The organism is Nocardioides panacisoli, from assembly GCF_039537325.1.
In the GTDB taxonomy this organism is placed as follows: domain Bacteria; phylum Actinomycetota; class Actinomycetes; order Propionibacteriales; family Nocardioidaceae; genus Nocardioides; species Nocardioides panacisoli.
Window position 1 is genome coordinate 1 of record NZ_BAABAH010000025.1, and the last position, 23,982, is coordinate 23,982.

Annotated in this window: 25 protein-coding genes and 1 tRNA gene; 7 read left to right on the forward strand and 19 right to left on the reverse strand. The window is 71.4% G+C overall.

The window, feature by feature from the left end; all coding sequences use genetic code 11:
* A partial coding sequence (locus ABD709_RS20935; protein WP_344779029.1) for an integrase core domain-containing protein occupies positions 1 to 132 on the forward strand: 132 nt, incomplete at its 5' end.
* Here ABD709_RS20935 and ABD709_RS20940 read toward each other — a convergent pair.
* The 11 genes from ABD709_RS20940 to ABD709_RS20990 form a co-directional block, all read right to left on the reverse strand.
* Entirely contained in the window at positions 129 to 671 is a 543-nt protein-coding gene (locus ABD709_RS20940) for a MerR family transcriptional regulator (protein ID WP_344779030.1), read from the reverse strand. The genes ABD709_RS20935 and ABD709_RS20940 overlap by 4 nt on opposite strands.
* A gap of 163 nt (positions 672 to 834) precedes the next feature.
* Positions 835 to 1,305: a bifunctional nuclease family protein gene (locus ABD709_RS20945; RefSeq protein WP_344779006.1), complete on the reverse strand. Its 471-nt coding sequence runs from the start codon at positions 1,303 to 1,305 to the stop codon at positions 835 to 837.
* A 22-nt stretch (positions 1,306 to 1,327) separates the two neighbouring features.
* Positions 1,328 to 2,065 (reverse strand): transcriptional regulator FtsR, encoded by a 738-nt coding sequence (gene ftsR, locus ABD709_RS20950; RefSeq protein ID WP_344779007.1) that lies wholly within the window; start codon positions 2,063 to 2,065, stop codon positions 1,328 to 1,330.
* A gap of 15 nt (positions 2,066 to 2,080) precedes the next feature.
* On the reverse strand, positions 2,081 to 2,611 hold the full coding sequence (locus tag ABD709_RS20955; protein WP_344779008.1) for a double zinc ribbon and FHA domain-containing protein: 531 nt from the start codon (positions 2,609 to 2,611) through the stop codon (positions 2,081 to 2,083).
* A gap of 78 nt (positions 2,612 to 2,689) precedes the next feature.
* Positions 2,690 to 3,082, reverse strand: a complete 393-nt coding sequence (gene gcvH / locus ABD709_RS20960; RefSeq protein WP_344779009.1) for a glycine cleavage system protein GcvH — start codon at positions 3,080 to 3,082, stop codon at positions 2,690 to 2,692.
* A gap of 41 nt (positions 3,083 to 3,123) precedes the next feature.
* On the reverse strand, positions 3,124 to 3,804 hold the full coding sequence (locus tag ABD709_RS20965) for a DUF881 domain-containing protein (protein WP_344779010.1): 681 nt from the start codon (positions 3,802 to 3,804) through the stop codon (positions 3,124 to 3,126).
* Positions 3,797 to 4,129: a small basic family protein gene (locus ABD709_RS20970; RefSeq protein WP_344779011.1), complete on the reverse strand. Its 333-nt coding sequence runs from the start codon at positions 4,127 to 4,129 to the stop codon at positions 3,797 to 3,799. The genes ABD709_RS20965 and ABD709_RS20970 overlap by 8 nt, the downstream gene beginning before the upstream one ends.
* On the reverse strand, positions 4,126 to 5,013 hold the full coding sequence (locus ABD709_RS20975) for a DUF881 domain-containing protein (protein WP_344779012.1): 888 nt from the start codon (positions 5,011 to 5,013) through the stop codon (positions 4,126 to 4,128). The genes ABD709_RS20970 and ABD709_RS20975 overlap by 4 nt, the downstream gene beginning before the upstream one ends.
* Positions 5,006 to 5,641 carry a cardiolipin synthase ClsA gene (gene clsA / locus ABD709_RS20980; RefSeq protein ID WP_344779013.1) on the reverse strand — a complete coding sequence of 212 codons (636 nt, stop codon included), beginning with the start codon at positions 5,639 to 5,641 and terminating at the stop codon, positions 5,006 to 5,008. Before clsA ends, ABD709_RS20975 begins: the two co-directional genes overlap by 8 nt.
* 32 nt (positions 5,642 to 5,673) lie before the next feature.
* Positions 5,674 to 6,732: a hemolysin family protein gene (locus ABD709_RS20985; protein WP_344779014.1), complete on the reverse strand. Its 1,059-nt coding sequence runs from the start codon at positions 6,730 to 6,732 to the stop codon at positions 5,674 to 5,676.
* The gene (locus ABD709_RS20990) at positions 6,729 to 8,081 is read right to left on the reverse strand and encodes a hemolysin family protein (protein ID WP_344779015.1); all 1,353 of its coding nucleotides are present in this window, start codon (positions 8,079 to 8,081) and stop codon (positions 6,729 to 6,731) included. The genes ABD709_RS20985 and ABD709_RS20990 overlap by 4 nt, the downstream gene beginning before the upstream one ends.
* A 138-nt stretch (positions 8,082 to 8,219) precedes the next feature.
* On the opposite strand from ABD709_RS20990, the gene ABD709_RS20995 reads away from it, so the two are divergent.
* A complete protein-coding gene (locus ABD709_RS20995; RefSeq protein WP_344779016.1) occupies positions 8,220 to 9,896 on the forward strand; it encodes an ATP-binding protein in 1,677 nt (558 codons plus the stop codon).
* The gene (locus ABD709_RS21000) at positions 9,893 to 10,972 is read left to right on the forward strand and encodes a response regulator (protein WP_344779017.1); all 1,080 of its coding nucleotides are present in this window, start codon (positions 9,893 to 9,895) and stop codon (positions 10,970 to 10,972) included. The genes ABD709_RS20995 and ABD709_RS21000 overlap by 4 nt, the downstream gene beginning before the upstream one ends.
* Here ABD709_RS21000 and ABD709_RS21005 read toward each other — a convergent pair.
* A complete protein-coding gene (locus ABD709_RS21005; protein ID WP_344779018.1) occupies positions 10,950 to 12,878 on the reverse strand; it encodes an acetoacetate--CoA ligase in 1,929 nt (642 codons plus the stop codon). The genes ABD709_RS21000 and ABD709_RS21005 overlap by 23 nt on opposite strands.
* Positions 12,879 to 12,910: 32 nt before the next feature.
* On the opposite strand from ABD709_RS21005, the gene ABD709_RS21010 reads away from it, so the two are divergent.
* Positions 12,911 to 14,071, forward strand: a complete 1,161-nt coding sequence (locus ABD709_RS21010) for a GGDEF domain-containing protein (protein ID WP_344779019.1) — start codon at positions 12,911 to 12,913, stop codon at positions 14,069 to 14,071.
* Here the strand turns inward: ABD709_RS21010 and ABD709_RS21015 are convergent.
* Entirely contained in the window at positions 14,068 to 14,274 is a 207-nt protein-coding gene (locus tag ABD709_RS21015; RefSeq protein ID WP_344779020.1) for a hypothetical protein, read from the reverse strand. The genes ABD709_RS21010 and ABD709_RS21015 overlap by 4 nt on opposite strands.
* A complete protein-coding gene (locus ABD709_RS21020) occupies positions 14,271 to 15,695 on the reverse strand; it encodes a glycosyltransferase family 2 protein (RefSeq protein ID WP_344779021.1) in 1,425 nt (474 codons plus the stop codon). The genes ABD709_RS21015 and ABD709_RS21020 overlap by 4 nt, the downstream gene beginning before the upstream one ends.
* 183 nt (positions 15,696 to 15,878) lie before the next feature.
* Between ABD709_RS21020 and ABD709_RS21025 the strand changes: the two genes are divergently transcribed.
* Complete coding sequence (locus ABD709_RS21025; protein WP_344779022.1) at positions 15,879 to 17,972, forward strand: putative bifunctional diguanylate cyclase/phosphodiesterase; 2,094 nt, start codon at positions 15,879 to 15,881, stop codon at positions 17,970 to 17,972.
* Here ABD709_RS21025 and ABD709_RS21030 read toward each other — a convergent pair.
* The 5 genes from ABD709_RS21030 to ABD709_RS21050 are packed head-to-tail and all read right to left on the reverse strand — an operon-like array spanning position 17,900 to position 22,754.
* A complete protein-coding gene (locus tag ABD709_RS21030) occupies positions 17,900 to 18,562 on the reverse strand; it encodes an acyltransferase (RefSeq protein ID WP_344779023.1) in 663 nt (220 codons plus the stop codon). The two genes, ABD709_RS21025 and ABD709_RS21030, sit on opposite strands and share 73 nt — an antisense overlap.
* Positions 18,563 to 18,571: 9 nt before the next feature.
* A complete protein-coding gene (gene fahA, locus ABD709_RS21035; protein WP_344779024.1) occupies positions 18,572 to 19,747 on the reverse strand; it encodes a fumarylacetoacetase in 1,176 nt (391 codons plus the stop codon).
* The gene (locus tag ABD709_RS21040; RefSeq protein WP_344779025.1) at positions 19,744 to 20,559 is read right to left on the reverse strand and encodes a hypothetical protein; all 816 of its coding nucleotides are present in this window, start codon (positions 20,557 to 20,559) and stop codon (positions 19,744 to 19,746) included. The genes fahA and ABD709_RS21040 overlap by 4 nt, the downstream gene beginning before the upstream one ends.
* Positions 20,556 to 21,749 carry a homogentisate 1,2-dioxygenase gene (locus tag ABD709_RS21045; RefSeq protein WP_344779026.1) on the reverse strand — a complete coding sequence of 398 codons (1,194 nt, stop codon included), beginning with the start codon at positions 21,747 to 21,749 and terminating at the stop codon, positions 20,556 to 20,558. The genes ABD709_RS21040 and ABD709_RS21045 overlap by 4 nt, the downstream gene beginning before the upstream one ends.
* Before the next feature lie 42 nt (positions 21,750 to 21,791).
* Positions 21,792 to 22,754, reverse strand: coding sequence for a hypothetical protein (locus ABD709_RS21050; protein WP_344779027.1), 963 nt, complete (start codon positions 22,752 to 22,754; stop codon positions 21,792 to 21,794).
* A 73-nt stretch (positions 22,755 to 22,827) separates the two neighbouring features.
* Here ABD709_RS21050 and ABD709_RS21055 point away from each other — a divergent pair, with 73 nt between their 5' ends.
* Together ABD709_RS21055 and ABD709_RS21060 are read left to right on the forward strand one after the other, a co-directional pair.
* Positions 22,828 to 23,703 (forward strand): alkaline phosphatase family protein, encoded by an 876-nt coding sequence (locus ABD709_RS21055; protein ID WP_344779028.1) that lies wholly within the window; start codon positions 22,828 to 22,830, stop codon positions 23,701 to 23,703.
* 75 nt (positions 23,704 to 23,778) lie between these two features.
* Positions 23,779 to 23,852 (forward strand) — tRNA-Pro (locus ABD709_RS21060).
* The last annotated feature ends 130 nt before the right edge of the window (positions 23,853 to 23,982 follow it).

Below are 23,982 nucleotides of genomic sequence, written 5' to 3' on the forward strand. Positions count from 1 at the left end.
CTGTCCGACGAGGCCCGCTCAGCGACCTACGCCGACTGGGTCCACTTCTACAATCATCACCGACCCCACACCGGCATCGGAGGCCTCGCCCCCGCCGACCGCGTTCACAACCTCACGGGGAACTACACCTAGCCGGCGGTACGAGCGGCGCGGCGCGCGGCGAGCTCGTCGCCCGGCACCGGCTCGGCGGTGTCCTGGGTCGGCGTCTCGCTCGGGAGCTCGGCGAGGGTGCCCTCGATCTCGCGCCACACGCCGCCGATCGCGATGCCGAACACGCCCTGGCCGCCCTGCAGCAGGTCGATGACCTCGTCGTTGCTGGTGCACTCGTAGACCGAGGCGCCGTCACTCATCAGCGTGACCTGGGTCAGGTCGTCGGTCCCCCGCTCCCGGAGGTGGCTGACGGCGGTGCGGATCTGCTGGAGCGAGATGCCCGCGTCGAGGAGCCGCTTGATCACCTTGAGGATCAGGATGTCCCGGAAGCTGTAGAGACGCTGGGAGCCCGAGCCGCTCGCGCCGCGCACGCTCGGCTCGATCAGGCCGGTGCGGGCCCAGTAGTCGAGCTGGCGGTAGGTGATGCCCGCGGCGTTGCAGGCCGTCGGTCCGCGGTAGCCGGTGTCGCTGGGCAGGGGCGAGACGTCGTCGGTGAAGAGCAGACCCTGCTCCTCGGCCATGGCAGCGGCCTTGGCGGACTGGGCTGCGTCGACCGAGTCGGGCGTGTTCTCGTTCACGTCATTCAAGGTACGGCTACGTAGGAGGGCCGGTCAAAGACGTCGCCGCGCGTGTCGCGAAAACCATTACTCTCAACTTCAGGTTGAGAGTTTGGCCGGCTCCCGCTCACTCGGTCGCCTCGAAGTCCTCGGGCGAGACGTGGTCGAGGAACTCACGGAACCGCTCGACCTCGTCCTCCTGCTCGGCCGGCACGGCGAGCCCGGCCTCGCTCAGGACCTCTTCGTCGCAGTAGATCGTCGTACCGGTGCGCAGCGCGAGAGCGATCGAGTCCGACGGTCGCGCGCTGACCTCGATGCCGGATCCGAACACCAGGGTCGCGAAGAACACGCCGTCGCGGACGTCGGTGATCCGGACCTCGCTCAGCTCGTTGCCGGTCGCGGCCAGGATGTCCTTCATCAGGTCGTGCGTGAGGGGCCGCGGCGGGACGACGCCCTGCTGGGCGAACGCGATCGCGGTGGCCTCGACCGCACCGATCCAGATCGGGAGGTAGCGGTCCCCCGACACCTCACGAAGCAGCACGATCGGCTGGTTGGAGGGCATCTCCACCCGGACCCCGAGTACGTCGACCTCGCGCATGCGTCAACAGTACTGCGCCAGGTCACAGCCGACGCAGGCCCGCCTTCACCAAGGTGGCGTGCAGCCGGACCGAGAGCGCCGCGATCTCGCTGATCGTCTCCTCGGCCCGCGCTGACGCCGCCGAGTCCCGGCCGCGGCGCACGGGGGCGACGACCTGCTCGACCAGCCCGACCTCGCGGTCCGCCGCGGTCTTGAACGCCCGCAGGTGCCGGGGCTCGAAGCCGTAGGCGGCCAGCTCCCGCGCGGCTTCGGCGATCACCAGCGCGTCGCTGTCGAAGTGACCGGTCGGCAGCGCGGCGACCAGGCCGAACTCCTCCAGCCGGACCAGGAGGTCCTCGTCGATCCCGGAGATCTTGAGCAGCTCCTTGCGGGACAGCCGGACCCGGTCGGAGCGGCGGAACGACTCGGGCGCCGGGAGACCGTCGGCGCCGCGGGCGACCGTGGGGACCGTGGGCACGACCGGGTCGATCGGCGGCGGCTCCATGCCGCGGTCGATCGCATCGAGGTGCTCCCCGATCACCTTCAGCGGCAGGTAGTGGTCGCGCTGCATGCGCAGCACGTAGCGCAACCGGCTGACGTCCTGCTCGGAGAACTTGCGGTAGCCCGAGGGCGTCCGCTCGGGCTTGATCAGGCCCTTGTCCTCGAGGAACCGGATCTTGGGGATGCTGACCTCTTCCGGGAACTCCTCGCGGAGCACCTCGAGCACCTGTCCGATGTTGAGCAGCGCCGGACGACGCGCCTCGTGCGGTGCGACCCCCATCAGCACCTCACCCGCTCAGGCGCCCTCGTGGCCGGCGAAGAACACCAGCCGGTACTTGCCGATCTGCACCTCGTCACCGTCCTTGAGCGCGACGGTCTCGATCCGGTCGCGGTTGACGTAGGTGCCGTTGAGGCTGCCGACGTCGCTCACCGTGAAGGTGCCGTCGGCGCCGCGCTGGAAGGTCGCGTGCCGCCGCGAGACGGTGACGTCGTCGAGGAAGATCTCGCTGTCCGGGTGCCGGCCCGCGTGCACGGTGTCCTGGTCGAGCAGGAACCGGCTGCCCGCGCCGGGCCCCTTCTGGACGACCATCAGCGCGTGCCCGACCGGAAGGGCGTCGACGGCTGCCGCGTCGACCGGGTTGAGCGCCCGGTCGGAGGTCTCCACCTTCTCCCCCGGCGGGAAGGAGATCGTGGCGGTCGCGTCGAACGGGATCTCCGCGCTCTCGGCCGGCCCGTCCGGCACAGCAGGCACGAGGCGCGTCCCGCACTGGGCGCAGAACCGCGCGTCGTCAGGGTTCTGCCGGCCACAGGCGGTGCAGAACGGCATCGGTACTCCTCGACTGGACGGTGCGGTGGACGGCTGGGGTCGAACCCTCAGGCTCACATTGAGGTCTCTGCCCCGAACCTACACCGTCGATTCGAGCTGGGCCTCGTACGTCGCCGCATCCATCAGGCCGCCCAGCTGACCACGGTCGGACGGGACGACCTCGAACAGCCAGCCGCCCGAGTAGGGGTCGCTGTTGACCAGCTCCGGCGTCGCGTCGAGGGTCTCGTTGCGCGCGACGACCTCACCCGAGACGGGTGCGTAGACGTCGCTCACCGACTTGGTCGACTCCAGCTCGCCGCACGGGCTGCCGGCCTCCACCGTCGTACCGACCTCCGGCAGCGACACGTAGACGATGTCGCCGAGCGCCTCCTGGGCGTAGTCGGTGATGCCGATCCGCACCGAGTCCGGCGCCTCGCCCGGGTCCCGCAGCCACTCGTGCTCCTCGGTGTAGGACAGGTCTTCGGGGTACACGGGCTCTCCTCGCTCGCGAAGGTCGGGACGGTGGGGGAAGGCTACTCGGGTGCGCCGTACTTCAACGGGGACGGGTCGTGGACCGACTCGATGTCGATCGAGCCCAGCTCGTCGTAGGTCACCTGGGCGCCGTCGGCCTCGATCTGCTGGCGCGGGCCGAGAGGGAAGTCGATCGCCTGCGCGAGGGTCGCGGGCTCGCCGATCGCGTCGATGACGTACGGCGCCTCGACCGCCTGCCCGTCGATGCTGAAGCCCGCGTCGGTCTCCTCGAACGCCGTCTGGGCGACCACCCTGATCTTGCCGTTCACCTGGATCGCCTCGGCCCCGTCGGTCCGCAGCTCCTCGATCGTGTCGAGCATCGAGGCGAGCGACAGCGTGCCGTCGTCCTCGGTGATCGTGATCCGGATGCCCGGTCCGGTCACGGGCACCAGGCCGGCGAGGATGTTCAGGTTGTCGACCTGGTCCTGGGCCTCGGACAGCGCAGCGCGGCGCCTGCTCGTGTCGCTCTGGAGGTTGTCGCGGACGTCCTCCAGCCGCGTGATCTCGTCCTCGTTGTGCTGGCGCGCGCTGGCGAGGGCGCTGAGCAGGTCGATCAGGTCCTGCTGCCGCAGTCCGGAGTAGGTGTCGTCGGTCTCGTTGACGCGGACCTGGGTGACGGCGCCGAAGCCGACCACGGCCAGCAGCACCGCGACGATCAGCTGGGAGCGGCCCGGCCTACGCATGGAAGACGTGCCTCCTGATGGCGGCGACGTTGGTGAAGATCCGGATGCCGAGCACGACGATGACGCCGGTGGAGAGCTGGCCGCCGACGCCGAGCCGGTCGCCCATGTAGACGATGCCCGCCGCGATCACGACGTTGCTGAGGAACGAGACGACGAAGACCTTGTCGTCGAAGATCCCGTCGAGGTGCGCCCGCAGCCCGCCGAAGACGGCGTCGAGCGCCGCGACCACGGCGATCGGCAGGTAGGGCTCGAGGCCGAGCGGGACGTCCGGCTGGAACACGAACCCGAGGACGATCCCGACCAGCAGCCCGAGGACGGCGATCACGACGTACCTTCTTCCTCTGCTCGGTTGACCGAGTCCGGCTCGGTCTTGGCAGACCGTAGTCGACCGATGTCGGCGGGTGCAGCCGGGAGCCGCAGGTCGTCCTCGTTGTCGACGTCGAACTGGAAGCCGTACTGCTCGGCCAGGGTGCTGAAGGCCAGCCCGCTGCCCGAGTCGAGCAGGCCCGACGCCAGCGTCGACCGGTCACCGATCGCGAGCACGGTGTAGGGCGCGGCGATGCCGACCCGGTTCACCTCGATGGCGGTCGAGACGTTGCGGATGCCGGTCATCGGCGTCAGCCGCTGGCCGTTGATCGCGATCGCCTCCGCGCCCGCGCTCCACAGCGCGTCCACGAGCAGGGCGAGGTCGGAGTCGCGGATCGTCGAGGTGGCGTCGGCGTACGACGCGTTGTCGAGGGAGATCTTGATCCCCGGCCCCGTGACCGCGGCGAAGCCGGTCGCGGCCTGCAGGCCGCGCAGCTGACTCTGCGTGCGGTTGAGCAGGTCACCGAGGTCGACGAGGGTCGACTCCGCCGAGGTGTTCTCGTCGCGCAGGTCGGACAGCTTCTGCTGGTCGTCGGCGACTGCGTCGCGGCGGGCGTCGATGCGCTCGATGATCTCCGCCCGGTCCGCGTCGTCGACGTCGGCGTTGCGAGAGGTCTGCACCGCGGCGATCGACACCAGCAGCCCGAACACGGCGACCACGCCGACCACGGCGGCGCGGCCTCGGGGCGGACGACGACCGCCGGCGGGCGCGTCGGCCGTCGCGGCGCGCCGGGCCACCACCTCGTAGTCCTGGTCGAGGGACTCCTGCGTGATCAGGGTGAGCAGGGGTGTCCGGACGCGCTCGAACGCGTCGGGGGTGTGCTTGTGGTGGACCTCAGACATCCGGCACCACGGGCCGGTGCTGGCGTCGCTCGGTCGTGGCGAGCAGCTTGCGCACCTGCCAGGCGTAGAGCACGCCCGCCCACCAGTACATGCCGATGCCCCACAGCGCGAAGGCCCAGCCGAACACCTGGGCCAGGGTGGCGATCGTGCCGTCGCCGTCCCCGAGCAGCAGCAGCGGGAAGGCATAGAGCAGGTTGAAGGTCGCGGCCTTGCCGAGGAAGTGGACCGGCAGCGCCGTGTAGCCCCGGGTCCGCAACAGCGGCACGAGGCCCCAGAGCAGCAGGTCGCGCAGCGGCAGTGACAGCGCGAGCCACCACGGCACGATGTCGCGCAGCATCAGGCCGACGACCACGGCGAGGATGTAGAGCCGGTCCGCCACCGGGTCCAGGATCTGCCCCACGACGGACTGCTGGTTCAGCTTCCGCGCCAGCCAGCCGTCGAGGAAGTCGGTGATCCCCGAGACGGCCAGCAGGACGAGCGCCCATGCGTCGGCCTCCGGCCCGAGGACCAGCCAGAGGAACAGCGGCACCCCGGCCAACCGGAGCAGGCTGAGCAGGTTGGGGAGGGTGAGGACCCGATTGCTCGGCGGCTCTTCGCGCGTCGTCGGGCCGTCCACGGTGGACACCATAGGCGGTGGGAGCGGCAACTCGTCAGACCGGCTCAGACCGCGTCGTCGCTGTGCGCCGCATCCCTGATCTCTCCCACGAGCTCCTCGATCACGTCCTCCAGCGCCGCGACGCCGAGCGTCGCCCCGTCGCCGTCGACGACCCGGGCCATGTGGGCGCCGCGACGCTGCAGGATCTCCAGCGCGTCGTGGAGCAGCGTGTCCTGCCGGACGGTCGCGAACGGCCGCACCCAGCGGTCCGCGACGGGCCGCTGCCGGCGCGCCTCGTCCGGCTCGAGCACGTCCTTGATGTGCAGGTAGCCGATCAGCTCCTCGGCGCCGGCCCTGCCGTCGACGACGGGGAACCGGCTGAACCCGGTCGCGGCGCACAGCGCCTCGACGTCGGCCCCGGTCGAGCCGCGGCGGACCGTGGCGAGCGACGCCGGCGGCATGGTCACCTCGGCGACCGTCCGCTCGGTGAAGCCCAGCGCGCCCGCGAGCCGGTCGTACTGGTCCTTCTCCAGCAGCCCCTCGCCGCGCGACTCCTCGACCAGCGCCGCGACCTCCTCCCGGGTGTAGGTGCTGCTGATCTCGCTCTGCGGCTCCACCCGCAGCAGCCGCAGGATGCCGTGCGCCGTCGCGTTGAGCGCGACGATCACCGGCCGCAGCAGCGAGAGGAAGGCCAGCATCACCGGGCCGAGGACCAGCGCCGCCCGGTCCGGCATCGCGAGCGTCAGGTTCTTCGGCACCATCTCCCCCAGCACCACGTGCAGGAACGCGACCACGCTGAGCGCGACCACGAAGGCGACCGGGTGCAGCAGGTCGTGGGGGACGTGCACCGCCTCGAACGCCGGCTCGAGCAGGTGGGAGACGGCCGGCTCCGCGACGGCGCCGAGGACGAGGGAGCACATGGTCACGCCGAGCTGGATGCCGGCGATCATCAACGGCATGTGCTCCATCGCGCGCAAGGTGGTGCGGGCGAGCCGGGAGCCGCTCTGGGCGAGCGGCTCGATCTGGCTCCGGCGCGCGGAGACCAGCGCGAACTCGGTCGCGACGAAGAAGGCGTTCCCCGCGAGCAGCAGGAGCGTCACGCCGATCGCCAGCAGCGGGCTCATGACGCCCCCTCCCCCACGGCCGGCACCAGGCGCAGCGACAGCCGGTCGACCCGCAGCCCGTCCATCCGCTCCACGGTGAGAACCGCGATGCGCAGCTGCTCGGTCTCGTCGTCGTCCGGGTCGCGTACGCCGATCTCGGCGACGTCGCCCGCCTCCGGGACGCGGCCCAGCACCTTGACCACCAGGCCGGCCACGGTGTCGTAGTCCTCGCCCTCCGGCAGGGCGACGCCGGTCAGGTCCTCGACCTCGTCCGGGCGGAGCAGGCCGGACAGGGCCCAGCTGCCGTCGCGGCGCAGCCGGCCGCGGCTGCCCAGCCGGTCGTGCTCGTCGGCGATGTCGCCGACGATCTCCTCGACCACGTCCTCGAGGGTCACGATGCCGGCGTGGCCGCCGTACTCGTCGAGGACCACGGCCATCTGGAAGCCCTCCCCGCGGAGGATGCCCAGCAGCGGGTCCAGCCGCAGCGAGTCGGGCACGACGATCGGCTTGGCCATCAGGTGCTTGACCCGGGTCGTGGCCCGCTCGTGAACGGGAAGCGCGACGGCGTTCTTGACGTGCACCGTGCCGACGACCGTGTCGTTGTCGTCGAGCACGGGGAACCGCGAGTGCCCGGTCTCCCGTGCGAGAGCGATCACCGCACTGGCGCGGTCGTTCTCCTCGACCGAGTGGGTGCGCACCCGCGGCGTCATGATCTCGCCGGCCGTGCGGGTGCCGAACTCCACCGAGCGCTCCATCAGCTCCGCGGTGTCGGCGTCGAGCGTGCCCTCGTCGGCCGAACGCTGGATCAGCGAGGCCAGCTCGGTCGAGCTCCGAGCCGACCGGAGCTCCTCCTGCGGCTCGACGCCGAGCCGGCGCACGATCGCGTTCGCCGTGCCGTTCAGCGCGCGGATCAGCGGCCGCGCGACACCGGTGAAGACCCGCATCGGCCCCTGCGTCACGCGAGCCGTCACCATCGGCAGCGCGAGCGCGACGTTCTTCGGGACCAGCTCGCCGACCAGCATCGTGGCGACCGTGCTCAGGACGAGGGCGACCGTCACGGCGACCGCTCCGACGGCGCCACCCCCCACCCCCAGGGACTCCAACGGGCTGCGGAGCAGCTCGGCGATCGCCGGCTGGGCGAGGAAGCCGATGCCGAGGTTGGTCAGGGTGATGCCGACCTGGGCGCCCGACAGCTGCGTGGACAGCGACCGCAACGCGCTCTGCACGCCCGTGGCGACCCGGTCGCCGTCGGCGGCGGCACGGTCCACCTGGCCGCGGTCGACCGTCACGAATGCGAACTCGGCGGCCACGAACATCCCGCACGCCAGCACCAGGAGGATCGCCAGCGCCAGCAGTAGCCAGGCTGTCACCTGCGCCATCGTAGGACCCCGGCCCCGACCACCTCCCGTGGCCCGTTCTGACCATGCGGAGGAATCGGTCGGCCACTTCGTGGCCGAACCCCTTCGCGGGGGCCCCTCGGCTCCCTAGCCTCGGCGCGAGGAGGGAACGTGGACGATCGCCGCCTCAGGGGCGTCCTGCTGAGCTGCGCCGCCGCCGCACTGTTCGTGGTGGCCGGGCTGGTGGGGCGTGCCACTGTCGTGGCCGAGGGCGGTCCCTCCTCGTTGATCTGGCCCGCGGTCGGGATCGGTGTCGTCTGGATCCTCAGCCGGCGCAGCCGCGCGGGCCGGATCATCGACCTCTCGCTGCTGGGTGCCGCAAGCACCCTCGTCACGATCCTCGCCGGCACGCCCGCTCGGGCAGTGCCGGTGATCGTCGTGTCCGCCCTGCTCGGCACGGTCGCGACCGTCGCCGCGATGCAGCGCCTCGACCCCGCCCTCACGGGCGCGACCAGTTCGCCGCTCCGCTCGCCGCAGTCGGTCGTGCGGCTCCTGCTCGGTGCGGGCGGCGGCTGTGCCGTCGGCGTCGTGGCCGGCGCGCTCGGCCTGTGGCTGGTGTCCGGGACCGTCCCCGACGGGTTCACCCTGCTCTGGTGGGGTCGCAACGTGTGCGCCGTGCTCGGAGCCAGCATCCCCGGCCTGCTGCTCGTCGACCACCTCCGCCGGCGACCGCGACCGATGCTCCTCCCCGGTTCCGCGATGGTCGAGCTCGCGGCGCTGCTCGCGACGACCGCAGGGATCGTCGCGGCCGACGGGCTCACCGAGCTCCCGCTCAGCTTCCTGCTCCCCGCGGTGACCGTGTGGGCCGGCAGCCGCTTCCCACCACTCGTCGTCGCCCTGCACGCCCTCCTCGGCGGCGCGGCCACGTTCTGGCTGACGATGCAGGGCCACGGCCCGTTCGCCACCGTGCACCCGCTGTGGGCAGCCGCCTTCCTCACGCAGGTCTTCGTCGGCATCACCCTGCTGATGGGACTGCTGCTGGCCGCCGCCCGCGAGGCCAACCTGGCTCTCGAGGCGGAGCGCGCACAGCGCGCGACCGAGCAGCGCGAGGCACTGCTCGGGTTCGCCCGCCGCGCCGCGCACGACTTGCAGGGACCGCTCGCGGTCATCGACGGCTGGAGCACCGAGCTCGCCGCCGCGGTCAACGCCGACCCCTTCGTCGCCGCTACCGGCGCGCCGATGATGGTCGCCCAGGTGCGCGGCGCCACCGAGCTCGCCCGCGAGCTGGTGAGCGACATCCTGGCCGACGCGATCGCGGAGGACCGCTCCCCCGCCCGGGCGCGCGTCGACCTCACCGATCTCGCCCGGGAGCTCGCCCGGTCGCTGGCCGGCACCGCCGACGTGGTCGTCCTCGACGTCGGCGTGGTGCGCGGCGATCGTGCCCTGCTGCGACAGCTGTTCGCCAACCTCCTCGACAACGCGGTGAAGTACGTGCGGCCCGGCGAGCCGCCGCGGATCACGGTCAGCGGCTTCACCCACGACGACGAGGTGCGGGTCCGGATCGCAGACCTCGGCATCGGCATCCCGGAGGGTCAGCACGAGCGGATCTTCGGGGAGTTCGAACGGGCTTCCGACGACCGTCCCGGCACCGGCCTCGGACTGAGCATCTGCCGCCGGATCACCGAGAGGCACGGCGGCCGGATCCGCGCGCTGGACCGTGCCGACGACCGGACGGGAGCCGTCTTCGAGATCACCCTGCCCGCGTGGACCGGGCCGGCCTCCCCTCCGCACCCCGACCTCGCACCCGAGACCCAACGACCCCGCAACCTGACGAAGGTGACCACATGACGATCGAGGACGAGCTCCGGGCCGAGCTGGCCAAGACCCAGCAGGCGCTCACCGACCTGCGGGCCCGCGTCGACAACGCCCAGCAGCTGGCCAACATGGGCGACTACGACTGGCACATCAGCACCGACACCAACTCGTGGTCCGACCAGCTCTACCGCATCTACGGTCACGAGCCGGGCGCGTTCAACGCGTCCTACGACCGCTTCCTCGAGATGGTCCACCCCGACGACCGCGACAAGGTCACGGAGATGCACCGCGAGGCGTACGCCACCGGCGGCAGCTGGCAGATCATCGAGCGGATCGTGCGACCGGACGGCGAGGTGCGCCACCTGTCGACCAACGGCGTCGTGATCACCGACGAGAACGGCACACCGCTACGGATGCGCGGCACGTGCGTCGACGTGACCGAGCGGGTGCTCGCCGAGGCCGAGAGCGAGCGGCTGGCCGCCGACCTCCGCGAGGCCCAGGTGCGACGCCGCCAGGCGTTCGAGCTCAACGACCAGATCGTCCAGGGCCTGGCGGTCGCCGCCATGGCGTTGCACGTGGGCGACCTGGACGCGGCTGGCACGCACCTCGACCAGACCCTCGCGGCCGCGCGGACCATGATGAGCGACCTGCTGCTCGGCGCGGACCTCCCCGTCGCCACCCCGGGCAGCCTGGTCCGCAGCCGCGAGAGCCTGGTGGCGGCGGGGACGCCGGCGGCGGCCCCGCTCCCGGCGGCGCGGGTGCTGCTGGCCGACGACTACGAGGACATCCGCACCCTCATGCGCTTCCAGCTGGAGAAGGCAGGATTCGACGTGGTCGGCGAGGCCGGCGACGGCGCGTCCGCCGTCGCCCTCGCCATCGAGCACCTTCCCGACGTGGTCGTCATGGACCTCGCGATGCCGGTGATGGACGGCCTCGAGGCGATCCCGATGATGCGCGCGACCGCGCCGGGGATGCGGATCATCGTCCTGTCGGGCTTCTCGACCGAGACCGTCGCGGAGCAGGCCCTCGCGGCCGGCGCGTCCCGCTTCGTGGAGAAGAGCCGTCAGCTCGACCTGGTCTCCGAGGTCAGGGCCGTGCTCGACGCCTGAGGGCGATCTCGGCGTAGTGGTCGAGCAGCTCGGGCGCGTCGACCGAGCCCGGGTCCAGCGCGCCCGTGAGGTCCTGGCCGGCGAGCACCTTCTTCACCGGGACCTCGAGCTTCTTGCCGGTGCGGGTGTGCGGCACCCCCGGCACCGCGAAGATCTCGTCGGGCACGTGCCGGGGCGAGGCGTGCACCTTGATCGCCTCACGGATCCGGCGGTCCAGCGCGGCGTCGAGCTCGACACCCTCGGCCAGCACGACGAACAGCGGCATCCAGTAACCACCGTCCGGCTCCTCCACGCCGATGACGAGCGCCTCCTTGACCTCTGGAAGAGCCTCGACCGGCTCGTAGATGTCGGCGCTGCCCATCCGGATGCCCTTGCGGTTGAGGGTCGCGTCGGAGCGGCCGTGGATCACGACCGACCCGTGGTCGGTGAGCGTGATCCAGTCGCCGTGCCGCCACACGCCCGGATAGGTGTCGAAGTACGCCGACCGGTACCGCTCGCCGTCCGGGTCGTCCCAGAACATCACCGGCATCGACGGCATCGGCCGGGTCACCACCAGCTCCCCGACCTCGCCGTGCACCGAGCGCCCCGCGGCGTCGTACGCGTCGAGCGCGACGCCGAGGCACGGTCGCGACAGCTCGCCGGCCCAGACGGGGACGGTCGGCACCGAGCCGACGAAGGCACTGACCACGTCGGTGCCGCCGCTGATCGAGCAGATCTGCACGTCGGGGCCGAGCTCCGCCTGCAGCGCCCGGTGGCTGACCGCGGGGAACGTCGAGCCGGAGATGCCGACCCGGCGCAGCCGGGACAGGTCGTGGGCGGCGGGGCCGACGCGGGCCTTCTGGCACGCCGCGACGTAGGCGGGGCTCATCCCGAGCGCGGTGACGCCGTGCTCGGCGGCGAGCGCCCACAGCTGGTCGGTGCGGGGGTAGGCCGGGCTGCCGTCGTACGCGACGATCGAGGCGCCGACGAGGAGGCCCCCGACGACGAAGTTCCACATCATCCACGACGGCGTCGTGTACCAGAAGAGCCGCTCGCCGGGGCCGAGGTCGTAGTGCAGCGACGCCACCTTCGCCTGCTCGAGCATCGCGCCCCCGTGACCGTGCACGATGCCCTTCGGCTTGCCGGTGGTGCCCGAGGAGAAGAGCACCCACAGCGGGTGGTCGAAGGCGACCCCGACCGGCTCCAGCTCCGCCTCGACGGCGAGCGCCGCGTCCCACGCCGTGCTCCCCGTCTCCAACGTCGCCGCCAGCGAGGGCAGCCCGGCGCGCAGCTCGTCGACCACGTCGCGGCGGTCGTGGGTGCGCCCGCCGTGGCCGTAGGACGTCGCGTGCACGAGCAGCTTGGGCTCGAGCTGCTGGAACCGGGCCAGAGCGGCGGACGCCGCGTAGTCCATCCCGCACACCGACCAGATGGCTCCGATGCTCGCCGCGGCCAGCAGCGCCACGACGGCGTCCGGCGAGTTGGGGAGGTAGCCGACCACCCGGTCGCCCTCACCGATCCCCAGCCGGCGGTAGGTCGCCGCCAGCCCGGCCACGCGGTCGTGCAGCTCGGCCCAGGTCAGCGCCGTGGTCGCGTCCGGGTCCTCGGAGACGCCGAGGACCGCCACCTCGTCGGCCGGCCGGTCCGCGAACACCGCGGCCGTGTAGTTGACCCGCGACTCCGGGAACCAGACCGCGCCCGGCATCCGCTCCACGGCGAGGGCCGGACCTGGCAACCGGTGGCCGAGGTGCTCGGCGACGGCCCGCCAGAAGCCGTCCAGGTCGTCGACCGACCAGCGCCACAGCTCGTCGTAGCCCGCCGCGTCGGAGGCCGACAGCTCACGACCGGCGTACGTCGATGCGAGCTCGGCGAAGCCCTCGAGCCGGGATCCGGCAGAAATCGGCGGTGTCCAGTCCGGGTCGCTCATGTCCGGAGGATATTCGCCGATACGTTTTTACCGTGTTGGACACCGTGAGCCTGCGCGTCGCCTTCGCCGTGGTGGCGGTCGCTGTGCTCGTGCTGTTCTACTTCGCGACCTACCGGCGGTCCCGGTCCACGTTCACGGGCTGGTGGATCGGCTCCCTGGCGCTCTTCGTCGTGAGCGCGGGTCTGTACCTGTTCAACGGCACCCCCGCGCAGGCCGTGGCCAACCCGACCGCGAACGCCCTCGCCGTCGGCGGTGCAGCGGGCGTGTGGGCGGCTGCGCAGAGCCTGCGCGGCCACGACGTCCGACGAGGCTACCTGCTCCCTGCGCCGCTCGTGGTGCTCGTCGTCTCGCTGCTCGACGACCCCGCGCACGACAAGTGGGCGGGTGGTCCGTTCTTCCTGCTCGGCGTCGCCTCGATGATGGGCCTCGCCAGCCGCGAGACCTGGCTCGCGTGGCGCGACCTCGGACGCAGCGACGAGCACGCGACCGAGGCGCTGGCGCTCGCGCTGGTGTCCGGCCTGATGGCCGTCTTCTACCTCGGGCGGGCGATCGCCTTCGTCGCGGTGGGCCCCGACCACGCGGTGTTCGAGGCGCTCTTCGGCTCCGAGGTGACGACCCTCCTCTTGCTGGTGCTGCTCGTCGTCGTCACCTTCAGCATGTCCAACCTCGCGCACGCCCAGCGCACGGCCGAGCTCTCGCGCCAGGCTGCCAGCGACGAGCTCACCGGGCTGCTCAACCGGCGCGGGTTCCTCAGCCAGGCCGAGGCGGTGCTCGCGCGCACCGATTCCCCGGCCGGGGCGGCGATCCTGATCGCGGACTTCGACGGCTTCAAAGAGATCAACGACAGCTTCGGCCACCTGGCGGGCGACCGGGCGCTCGCCGCGTTCGGAGAGGCCTGCCGCAGCGCGGTACGTACCGGCGACATCGTCGGCCGGATGGGCGGCGACGAGTTCGCGATCCTGCTCACCGAGGGCAGCCGTGCCGAGGAGGTCGCGGAGCGGATCAGTGAGCGGTTCGCGTCCACCCGGGTGGACGCGCCGCTTCCCACACTGAGCTTCGGGATCGCCGAGGCCGATGCCACGACCGGGCTGGTCGAGACCTTCGGTCGTGCCGACGCCGCGCTCTACCGGGCGAAGGCCGCCGGCCGCAACCGCACTGCGCGGCACGGCGACGGCGAGACGACGAGCATCTAGCGTGGGCCGTCGGGGTAGATGCTTCGCGTCTCGCCGCGCTCGTAGCGGCGCGGGATGATCTCGCTCACGTAGAGGCGCGGCAGCGTCTTGCCGATGGACAGGGCGACGTACATGACCGTGTTGATGGCCACGAAGCCGGCCAGCACCGCGAACGTCCGCGAGTGCACGACCGCCTCCGGCAGCAGGATTCCGAGGACGCTCATGCGGCGGTCTCCTTGTCTGCGACCAGCGCCGCGTCGGCGTGGTGCCACTCGGCCTTGCGGCCGAACGTGATGTCGAACATCCCCTTGAGGTGCACGGCGCCCAGGAATGCCGCGTAGCCCAGCTCGGGGAGCACCAGCGCCGCCAGGATCCGGCCGGCCCACCCACCGCGCCACACGGTGAAGACCCGTTCGACGGCGAACACGCCGCCGATGCCGAGCCAGAACGGGAACCAGACCCAGCTGTCGAGCGCCAGGAAGGTGATGAGCAGCATCGATAGGTAGGCGAAGAGGGCGAAGATGCCGTAGGTGATGCCGAGCTGCTGCACCCAGTAGCGCCAGGTCTGCGTGTGCAGGCCGTACTCCGCGAGGTTCTCGAGCGCACCGCGCTGCCAGCGCAGCCGCTGCACCCACAGCGATCTCGTCGTCGTCATGATCTCCGTGACGACCGTGCACTCCGAGGGCGAGATGACGAGGGCGCCGAGGCTCTTGAGCGCGATGGTGAGCTCATTGTCCTCGGTGAGGGCGATCGTGTCGTAGACGTCGCCGTGGATCCCGGGCAGCAGCCGGCCGCGCTCGTCGGCGACCGCGCGCAGCGCGCGCGGACGGAACACCGAGGCCGTGCCGGTGAGCACGAAGACCATGCCGCGACGCCGGCGGAGGTCGCGGGCGTAACGGGTGTACTCGTTGCGCTGGAACTGGCCGAGCACGCCGCCGCCCTCCTCGCCGTAGAAGAGGCCACCGACCGACATCAGGGCCCGGTCGCCGGTCATCCGGCGCACCGCGGCCAGCAGGAAGTCGTCGCCGAGGACCGTGTCGGCATCCATCACCATCACCAGGTCGTTCTCGCCCTGGCCCGGGAGGAGGTCACGCAGCGCCTGGTTGAGCGCGCCGGCCTTCTTGCGCGTGTTACCGACGGTCTCGAAGACCTCGACTCCCGCCGCCCGTGCGACCCCGACGGTGTCGTCGCTGCAGTTGTCCGCGACCACGATGATGCGGTCCGGCGGCAGCGTCTGGGCGCGGAGCGACGACAGGGTCGCCGGGAGCCGCCCCTCCTCGTCGTGGGCTGGGATCACCACCGTCACCGTCACGGGCCCGGCGTAAACACCGCGGGTCGCGGCCATCACCAGCTTCGGCGCCAGCGGCATCCGGGGCCGGTCGCTCCGGCGGGCGGACACCGCGACGCGGCGCTCCATGACCATGACCGACACCGCGAAGCCCAGCGCCATGCCGACAGCGATGGCGACCACGCCGAGCGGTGGCCGCTGCAGGTCATAGAGGACGTGGACGAAACCGAGCGTGCTCTCCTGCAGCCGCAGCGGTGAGGACGGCGTCGCCAGAGCGACGGCGCACCAGAGCGCGACCGCGGCGATGCCTGCGGACGACAAGATGAGCGCGCCGACGGCGCGCTTGAACCCTCCCATATAGATACCCTCCCGGGACAAGCGTAGCGAGCCCGGTCGCCCGCTGTCCCGAAATCCTGAAGACACAACGCCGTGCGAGAGCGTGCATTCAGGTTCGTATCTCCGCTGCCGACACTAGTCTTGGAAGGTCGATGTCACGACCCGCTTGTCGGGCGTGCCACGCGACACGACGAAGGGCGGGGGATGGAGCGGCTCACGGAGGGGCCCCGGGGCGGGGAGACCGATCACGAGCGTCGCCTTCGGCTGGTCATCGAGGCCGCGCCGAGCGCGATGCTGATGGTCGACCCCGCAGGTCGGATCGTCCTGGTGAACACCGAGGCGGAGCGCGCCTTCGGCTACGCCCGCGACGAGCTCCTCGAGATGCGGATCGAGGACCTGATCCCGCAGCGCTTCCGCTCGACGCACCACCAGGTGCGCAGCGGGTTCTTCCACGCGCCCAGCCGGCGTGCGATGGGAGCCGGCCGCGAGCTCTACGGGCTCCGCAAGGACGGCTCGGAGATGCCGGTCGAGATCGGCCTCAACCCGATCGTCATCGGCGAGGACCAGTTCGTGCTCGCGACCGTCATCGACATCACCGAGCGGCTCGGCGTACGCGCCGAGGAGCAGGACCGGCTGCGCCGGTCGATCCTGGACAGCATCCCGTTCAGCGTGATCGCGACCGACCCCGCCGGCCTGATCGTGTCGGCCAACCCCGGCTCGGAGCAGCTGCTCGGCTACCGGCGGGAGGCGCTGGTCGGCCGCCCGCTGAGCGTCGTCGGCCTCGACGCCGACAGCGACGCGGGTCAGCTGTCCTCCTCGTTGGCGTCCCGGTCGGGGAGCGAGCGCGAGCGCGACTACGTCCGCAGCGACGGCACCACGGTCCCGGTGACGGAGGGGATCACCCGGCTCCGCGGCGACGACGGCGCGACCACCGGCTACCTCGCCGTCGCCTACGACATCACCCAGCGCAAGCAGGCGCAGGCCGCCGTGCTGTTCATGGCCAACCACGACGCGCTCACCAACATGCCGAACCGCTCGATGCTGGTGCGGCACCTGGTCGGCGCGATCGACCAGGCCGCGACCGACGGCACCCAGGTGGTCCTCGTGCTGATCGACCTCGACCACTTCAAGCGGGTGAACGACTCGATGGGCCACCACGCCGGCGACGTGCTGCTGCTGCGGGTGGCGGACCGGCTCAAGCGGTGGATCCCGAACGCCGAGATGGTCGCCCGGCTCGGTGGCGACGAGTTCGTCATCGTGTTCACCGGCGTGCGCGACGCATCGAAGCTCACGGCCGACGTGCAGAGCCTCCTGGAGTCGCTGACCACCCCGCTCGCCATCCAGGGCACCGAGCTCGCGATCACCGTCAGCGCAGGCGGCGTCGTCTACCCGACCGACGGGGACAACCCGTCGGCGCTGCTGCGGCTCGCCGACACGGCGATGTACCAGGCCAAGGCCGCGGGCCGGAACAACTTCGCCTGGTTCGCCGAGCCGATGCTCGACGAGAGCAACGAACGGGCGTCGATGGCCTCGGCACTGCGCGTGGCGATGCGGTCCGACGAGCTCGCCGTCGCCTACCAGCCGCAGATCGACCTGGTGACGGGCGACGTGGTCGGGTTCGAGGCGCTCGCGCGCTGGTACAGCCCGGTCCACGGGCCGGTGCGTCCCGACCGGTTCATCCCGGTGGCCGAGGACAGCGGCATGATCGTCGAGCTCGGCCGGTGGGTGCTGGAGCACGCCTGCCACGACGTCGCGGAGATGCAGCGGACGCTGGGCCGGAAGCTGCGCCTCGCGGTGAACGCCTCCCCCCGGCAGTTCCACAGCGCCGGCTGGGTCGACACGGTCGTGTCCGCGCTGGAGCGGTCCGGCCTCTCCCCGGAGCAGCTGGAGCTCGAGATCACCGAGGGCATCCTGATGGACGACCGGTGGAACGTGATCGAGGTGCTGAGCGCGCTGCGGGAGCTCGGGGTCTCGATCGCGGTCGACGACTTCGGGCAGGGCTACTCGAGCCTCGCCTACCTCACCCGCTTCCCCATCGACAAGCTCAAGATCGACCGCGCCTTTGTGCAGGAGATCCGGTCGGAGGACGGCGACGCGCCGATCGTGGACGCGATCATCGGCATGGCGCACGCGCTGGGCATGGAGGTCGTCGCCGAGGGGGTCGAGACCCCCTACCAGGAGCACTACCTCCGCGCGCGCGGGTGCGACCAGGTGCAGGGGTTCCTCTACAGCGCCGCGCTGCCGGCCGTCGAGGCCGCGGTGGCCGCGTCCCGTGCCCAGCCGGTGCCCGGGGCGTAGGTCCGCACGACGCGCGCCGGCACGCCGGCGACGACCGACAGGTCGGGCACCACGCCGCGGACGACGGAGCCGGCGGCGACGACGACGTTCCGTCCGATCGTGGTGCCGGGCAGGATGATCGCGCCGTGGCCGATCCAGCTGCCGCTGCCGATCGACACCGGCTGGTGCGACCCGAACTGGCGGCCGATCGGGGTCTCGGGGTCCTGGTAGCCGTGGCTGGCGTCGGAGACGAACACGTCCTTGCCGAACCAGACGTCGTCGCCGATCTCGATCGAGCTGTGCGCCGTGATGCACGCCCGGGCTCCGATCACGCAGCGGTCACCGATCACCAGGCCGCGCGCCGGCAGCACCTGCTGCGTCGGCCCGTAGCCGACCGCCAGCGTGCACTGGCGCCCGATCAGGGTCTCGACGCCGATGTGGATCGCGGACTCGCCGTACAGGGTGTCGAGCGGGAAGCCGACGCAGCTGCCCTCACCGAACGACCCGAACCGGTCGGCCGCGCGGGTGTGCGGACCGATGTCCCCCACCCGTTGCAGGCGTCGCCAGGCGAGGTGGACGGCAGCGTTCGCGACACGACGGGCGGAGAGCACGGCCTGAGGCTACTTGCTCCCGATGACGCGTCCCCGTGCCTCTCCGAATCCGATCCGCGAGCCGTCGGCGCCGGGTGCGGTCGCGGTGAGCGCCACCTCGTCGCCGTCCTCGAGGAACGTGCGCTCCGCGCCCGCTACGGTGACCGGGTCGCGGCCGCCCCAGGTGAGCTCGATGAAGGCGCCGCGCTGGTCCTTGTCCGGGCCGGAGACGGTGCCCGAGGCGAACAGGTCGCCGGTGCGGGTCGGCGCCCCGTTCACCGTCAGGTGCGCGAGCATCTGCGCGGGCGACCAGTACATCTCGGCGTACGGCGGGCGGCTGACGACGTCGCCGTTCCACTCCACCTCGAGGTCGATGTCGAGACCCCACGGCGGGTCGAGCGCGAGGTAGGGCAGCACGGGCGGGTCCTGCTTCGGCGTGGGGACCCGGGCGGCGTCGAGCGCCAGCAGCGGGACCACCCACGGCGAGACCGTGGACGCGAACGACTTGCCGAGGTTCGGCCCGAGGGGCTGGTACTCCCAGGCCTGGATGTCACGGGCCGACCAGTCGTTGAACAGGACGACCCCGAAGATGTGCTGGTCCGCGTCGGCCGCTGCGATCGGCTCCCCCATCCGGTTGCCGACCCCGACGACGAAGCCGAGCTCGGCCTCGATGTCGAGCCGGGTGGACGGACCGAACACCGGCGCCGGGTCGTTGGGCCCCTTCCGCTGCCCGCTCGGTCGGATGACGTCCGTGCCCGAGACGACCACCGACGCCGAGCGGCCGTGGTAGCCGACCGGGAGGTGCTTCCAGTTCGGCATCAGCGGATCGGGACTGTCCGGCCGGAACAACCGGCCCAGGTTCGAGGCGTGGTGCTCGGAGGCGTAGAAGTCGACGTAGTCGGCGACCTCGAACGGCAGGTGCAGGGCGACGGTGCCGACGTCGTGGACCGCCTCCTCGGGGACCTCGCCCCCGAGCGCCTCGCCGAGTGCGGCGCGCACCGCGACCCAGCGCTCGTGGCCCTGCGCCATGAAGGCGTTCAGGGTCGGCTCGGCGAAGACGTCGTCGCCGAGCAGCACGGCGAGGTCGACCACGTGCTCGCCGTACCGCGTCCCGACGCGCGGTGCGGCGCCGTCGACGGAGTACACGCCGTAGGGCAGGTTGTGGAGGCCGAAGAGGTCGTCGTGCGAGACCTCCAGCCGGGTCATGCGCCGGTCCCCGTCGTCGCCGGGAGCAGCCCGAGCGCCGCCAGGTCCTCGAGCGGCTCCTGGATGCTGCAGGTGCCGAACGAGCGGAACCGGCTCCGGACCGAACCCTTCTGGGCCGGTGACAGCGCGCGGAGCGTCGTCACGACCGTGTCGGCATCGGTGTCGTCCAAGATCACAGCCACCTCCTCCGGGCCGGCGCCGCCCACCGCCGCCGCAGTCGCGGCCAGGACGTTCCCGAAGCCGTGGTGCTCGAACCCGGTGGCGGGGTCGCGGTGCCGCAGTGCGTGGTGGAGCCCGGCAGTGAGCTTGAACGGCAGGTCCGCGCGGACCGCGGTCACGATGCCTTCGGCCAGTGCGGCCGCGGTCGGGAACATCGCGGCGTCGGCGCCGCCGGTGCGTACCTTCAGCCGGATGCCGGCCGACGCGAGCCGCGCAGCCAGCGTCACGCTCAGGTCGGCGAGCCGCACCTCGGCGTAGACCTCGGTGCGGTGCACGGCTCCCTCGAGCTCCGGCCAGCCGTCGAGGTCGAGCGGCACCTCGACCGAGGCGACGTCGATGTCGACCCGGTCGAGCACGCCCGGCAGGGCACCGGGCCCGTCCGGCACGGTCACCGAGACCGGGAAGTCCGGGCCGAGGCGGGCCAGGTCGTCGAGCCGCGGGGCGCTGCAGACGAAGGTGCCGACCGTCATCGCGTGGGGAGAGGCCAGCCACGCGCGGTGCGCGGGGACCGCGGCCTCGAGCGAGGCATCACCAGGCGGGAAGATCGCGGCATCGTCGTAGAGATGGTCGAACAGGCCCGGTCGATCGGTCACTGCGGTCCCTGCGTCCAGGAGTAGGCATAGACGCCGTCGTCGCTGGCTCGCGCCGCCTCACCGAGGTCGAGCGGACGGAACGTGTCGACCATGACCGCGAGCTCGTCGAAGAACTCCGCGCCGATCGCCTTCTCGTAGGCCCCCGGCTGCGGGCCGTGCGCGTGACCGCCGGGGTGCAGGCTGATCGAGCCCGGTCCGATCCCCGATCCCTTGCGGGCCTCGTAGTCGCCGGCGACGTAGAACATCACCTCGTCGGAGTCGACGTTGGAGTGGTAGTAGGGCACCGGGATGGCCAGCGGGTGGTAGTCGACCTTGCGGGGCACGAAGTTGCAGATGACGAAGTTGTGGCCCTCGAAGACCTGGTGCACGGGCGGCGGCTGGTGGACCCGGCCGGTGATCGGCTCGAAGTCCCGGACGTTGAAGACGTAGGGGTAGAGACCCCCGTCCCAGCCGACGACGTCGAACGGGTGGTGCGGAACGGTGTGCACGGTGCCGGCGATGCCGCCTCCGCCGTTGCCTCGGTGCTTGATGTAGACGTCCACCGGCTCGTCGGTGGTGACCACGCGCGGGTCGGTGGTCAGCCGGAGGTCGCGCTCGCAGTATGGCGCGTGCTCGAGCAGCTGGCCGAAGCGGGAGAGGTAGCGCTTCGGCGGTCCGATGTGGGAGTTGGCCTCGATGACGTAGATCCGCACCCGCCCGCGCGGCACGACCCGGAAGGTCGTCGCGCGCGGCACGATCACGTAGTCGCCGCTCGCCACCTCGAGGTCGCCGAAGACGGTCTCGACGGACGCGCCGCCCTCCTCGACGAACAGGCACTCGTCGCCGATGCCGTTGCGGTAGAGCGGGCTCGGCGCGTCCGCGACGACGTAGGAGATCCGCACGTCGCCGTTGCCGAGCAGCAGCCGGCGGCCCGTGACGGCATCGACGCCGCTGTCATCCTCCTCGAACAGCTTGTGCGTGGAGAGGTGGCGCGGCAGCAGCGGGTGGTTCGGGATCAGCGACTGGTCGGGCAGCTCCCAGGCGCGGTACTCGACGACCGCGCTGGGGATGTTGACGTGGTAGAGCAGCGAGGAGTTGGAGGAGAAGCCCTCCTCCCCCATCAGCTCCTCGTAGTACAGCGAGCCGGTGGGCGTGCGGTGCTGGGTGTGGCGCTTGGGCGGGATCTCCCCCACGGCGCGGTAGAACGGCATGCCCCGATTGTGACGCGCGTCACCGGAGCCGCAAAGACCGCGTCAGCAGGGGTCGCCGTCCGCCGGGATGATGCCGGCCGTGTCGACCGCCTCGAACTCGTTGGCCGGGATGGTCTTCAGGTCCGAGATCAGGTCGTCGGGCCACGCCGTGCTCATCGCGCCCTGGAAGAACCAGTCGGAGCCGTTGTCGGCCAGGACCATGCCGTACTTCTTCATGGCTGCGACCACGCGCTGCGCGTCGTCGCCCAGGTCGCTCGCGTCGTAGTCCGCCTTCAGGCGGAACCGCGCACCCATCGGCGGATAGCTGCAGGAGCTCTTCGACCCGGCGTCGTGCCGCGCCGGCCAGATGTGGTGCTTGCTCGAGACGTCGACGGTGAACCGGATCGCGTGATCGATGTGGTCGTCGCGCACCTCGGGCCAGGTGAGCAGTCCGGGCAGGATCGGCAGGCCCGCGGCGTCGGCGGACGTCCAGCCCTCCGGACGCAGGTCGTTCGACCGAAGGTCCCAGACGGCTCCGGAGCCCGCGTGCCAGCCGTCGTCCAGCTTCTTGGTGTGCCAGGTCTCGTAGAGCGTGCAGGAGTCCTTGTCGACGACGATCGCGTGCCGGTCCCCGGACGCCTTCGCCCCACCCTCGATCCGGGTGTCGCTGCCCAGCGGGTAGCGGACGTGGTCGCTCTCGTCCGAGTACTGGAAGCGCACCTTCACCTTGCGGTGGTCGCCGTCGACCACGGTGACCGGGATGCCGTACTTCCGCGTCGGGCCGAAGTCGGGGTGCAGGTCGACGCCGGGCGACATGTGCCCGATCCACGCGTCGCTGCGCGCGTGCACGGGCAGGCCGGAGACGTCGGCGTGCCACCAGTTGTCGTCCGGGAACGTCGGGCAGCTGCCGACGTCCCCCCTGGCCGCCGGGGCGGGCGCGGCGCCCCCCGGGCTGCTGGCAGAGGCACACGCGCACCCGACGAGGGCGACAGCGGCGACGGTCAGGACGGCGGTACGACGACGCATGCTCGCGAGTCTGCTCCTGGGACACGCCGCCGCCAACCGTGGCAGCACGCAGAGCTCACGTAGGGTCGCTCGGGTGCGTCGAGCCCTTCTGGTCCCCGCCGTCCTGCTGGCCCTCCTGAGCGGTGCGTGCTCCTCCCCCACCGACCGGCCTGCGACCCTCGGACTCAGCTCCGCGGACCGCACCGCGAGCGCCGCGCCGGCTGCGCTGCCGTCGTACGACCACGTCGTGGTCGTCGTCTTCGAGAACCACAGCTACTCCCAGATCAAGGAGGGCGCGCCCTACTTCGTCCGGCTTGCCGACCACGGCGCCGAGATGACCCGGTCGCACGCGGTGACGCACCCGAGCGAGCCGAACTACCTCGCGCTGTTCGGCGGCAGCACGTTCGACGTCGGCTCCGACGCCTGCCCGTTGTCGCTCCACGGCGGTCACCTGGCGCGCCAGCTCCGCAGGACCGGGCACAGCTTCCGGGCGTACTCCGAGGGACTGCCCAGCGCCGGCTACACGGGGTGCACGTCGGGCCGCTACGCCCGTAAGCACGCACCCTGGGTGAACTTCAGCTCCTTCCGGCAGGGCACCCATCGGCCGTACTCGTCGTTCCCGAGCGACTACTCGAGCCTGCCGGACGTCGCCTTCGTGATCCCGGACCTCTGCTCGGACATGCACGACTGCTCGGTCCGGCACGGCAACCGCTGGCTGAAGAGCCACTTCAAGGACTACGTCGCCTGGGCGCGCGAGCACGACAGCCTGCTGCTCGTGACCTTCGACGAGGACGACGACGGCCCGACCAACCACATCTACACCGCGCTCGCCGGCGCCCACGTCCAGACCGGGAACTACGCGCAGCGGATCAACCACTACAACGTGCTGCACACCATCGAGGCGTTGTTCGGCCTCCCTGCCCTGCGCAATGCCGCCGACGCACCGCCGATCCGTGAGATCTGGAACTGACGGCCTGACCGATTCGGGGCGTCGGCGACGGCTGCTGTAACGTTCGCTGCGCTTCGGCTCCTCGAGCCCAGGCATCGGGCTGTGGCGCAGTTTGGTAGCGCACCTGACTGGGGGTCAGGGGGTCGCAGGTTCAAATCCTGTCAGCCCGACCGTGTGATGTCTCAGGACATCTGCAAGATCCGAACCCACGGAGTGGGTTCGGATCTTGGTCATTTGCGGGGTTGGTAGTCGGTGTTGGTGTCGATGGTGAGGTCTCGGAGGAGCTCGCCGGTGATGGCG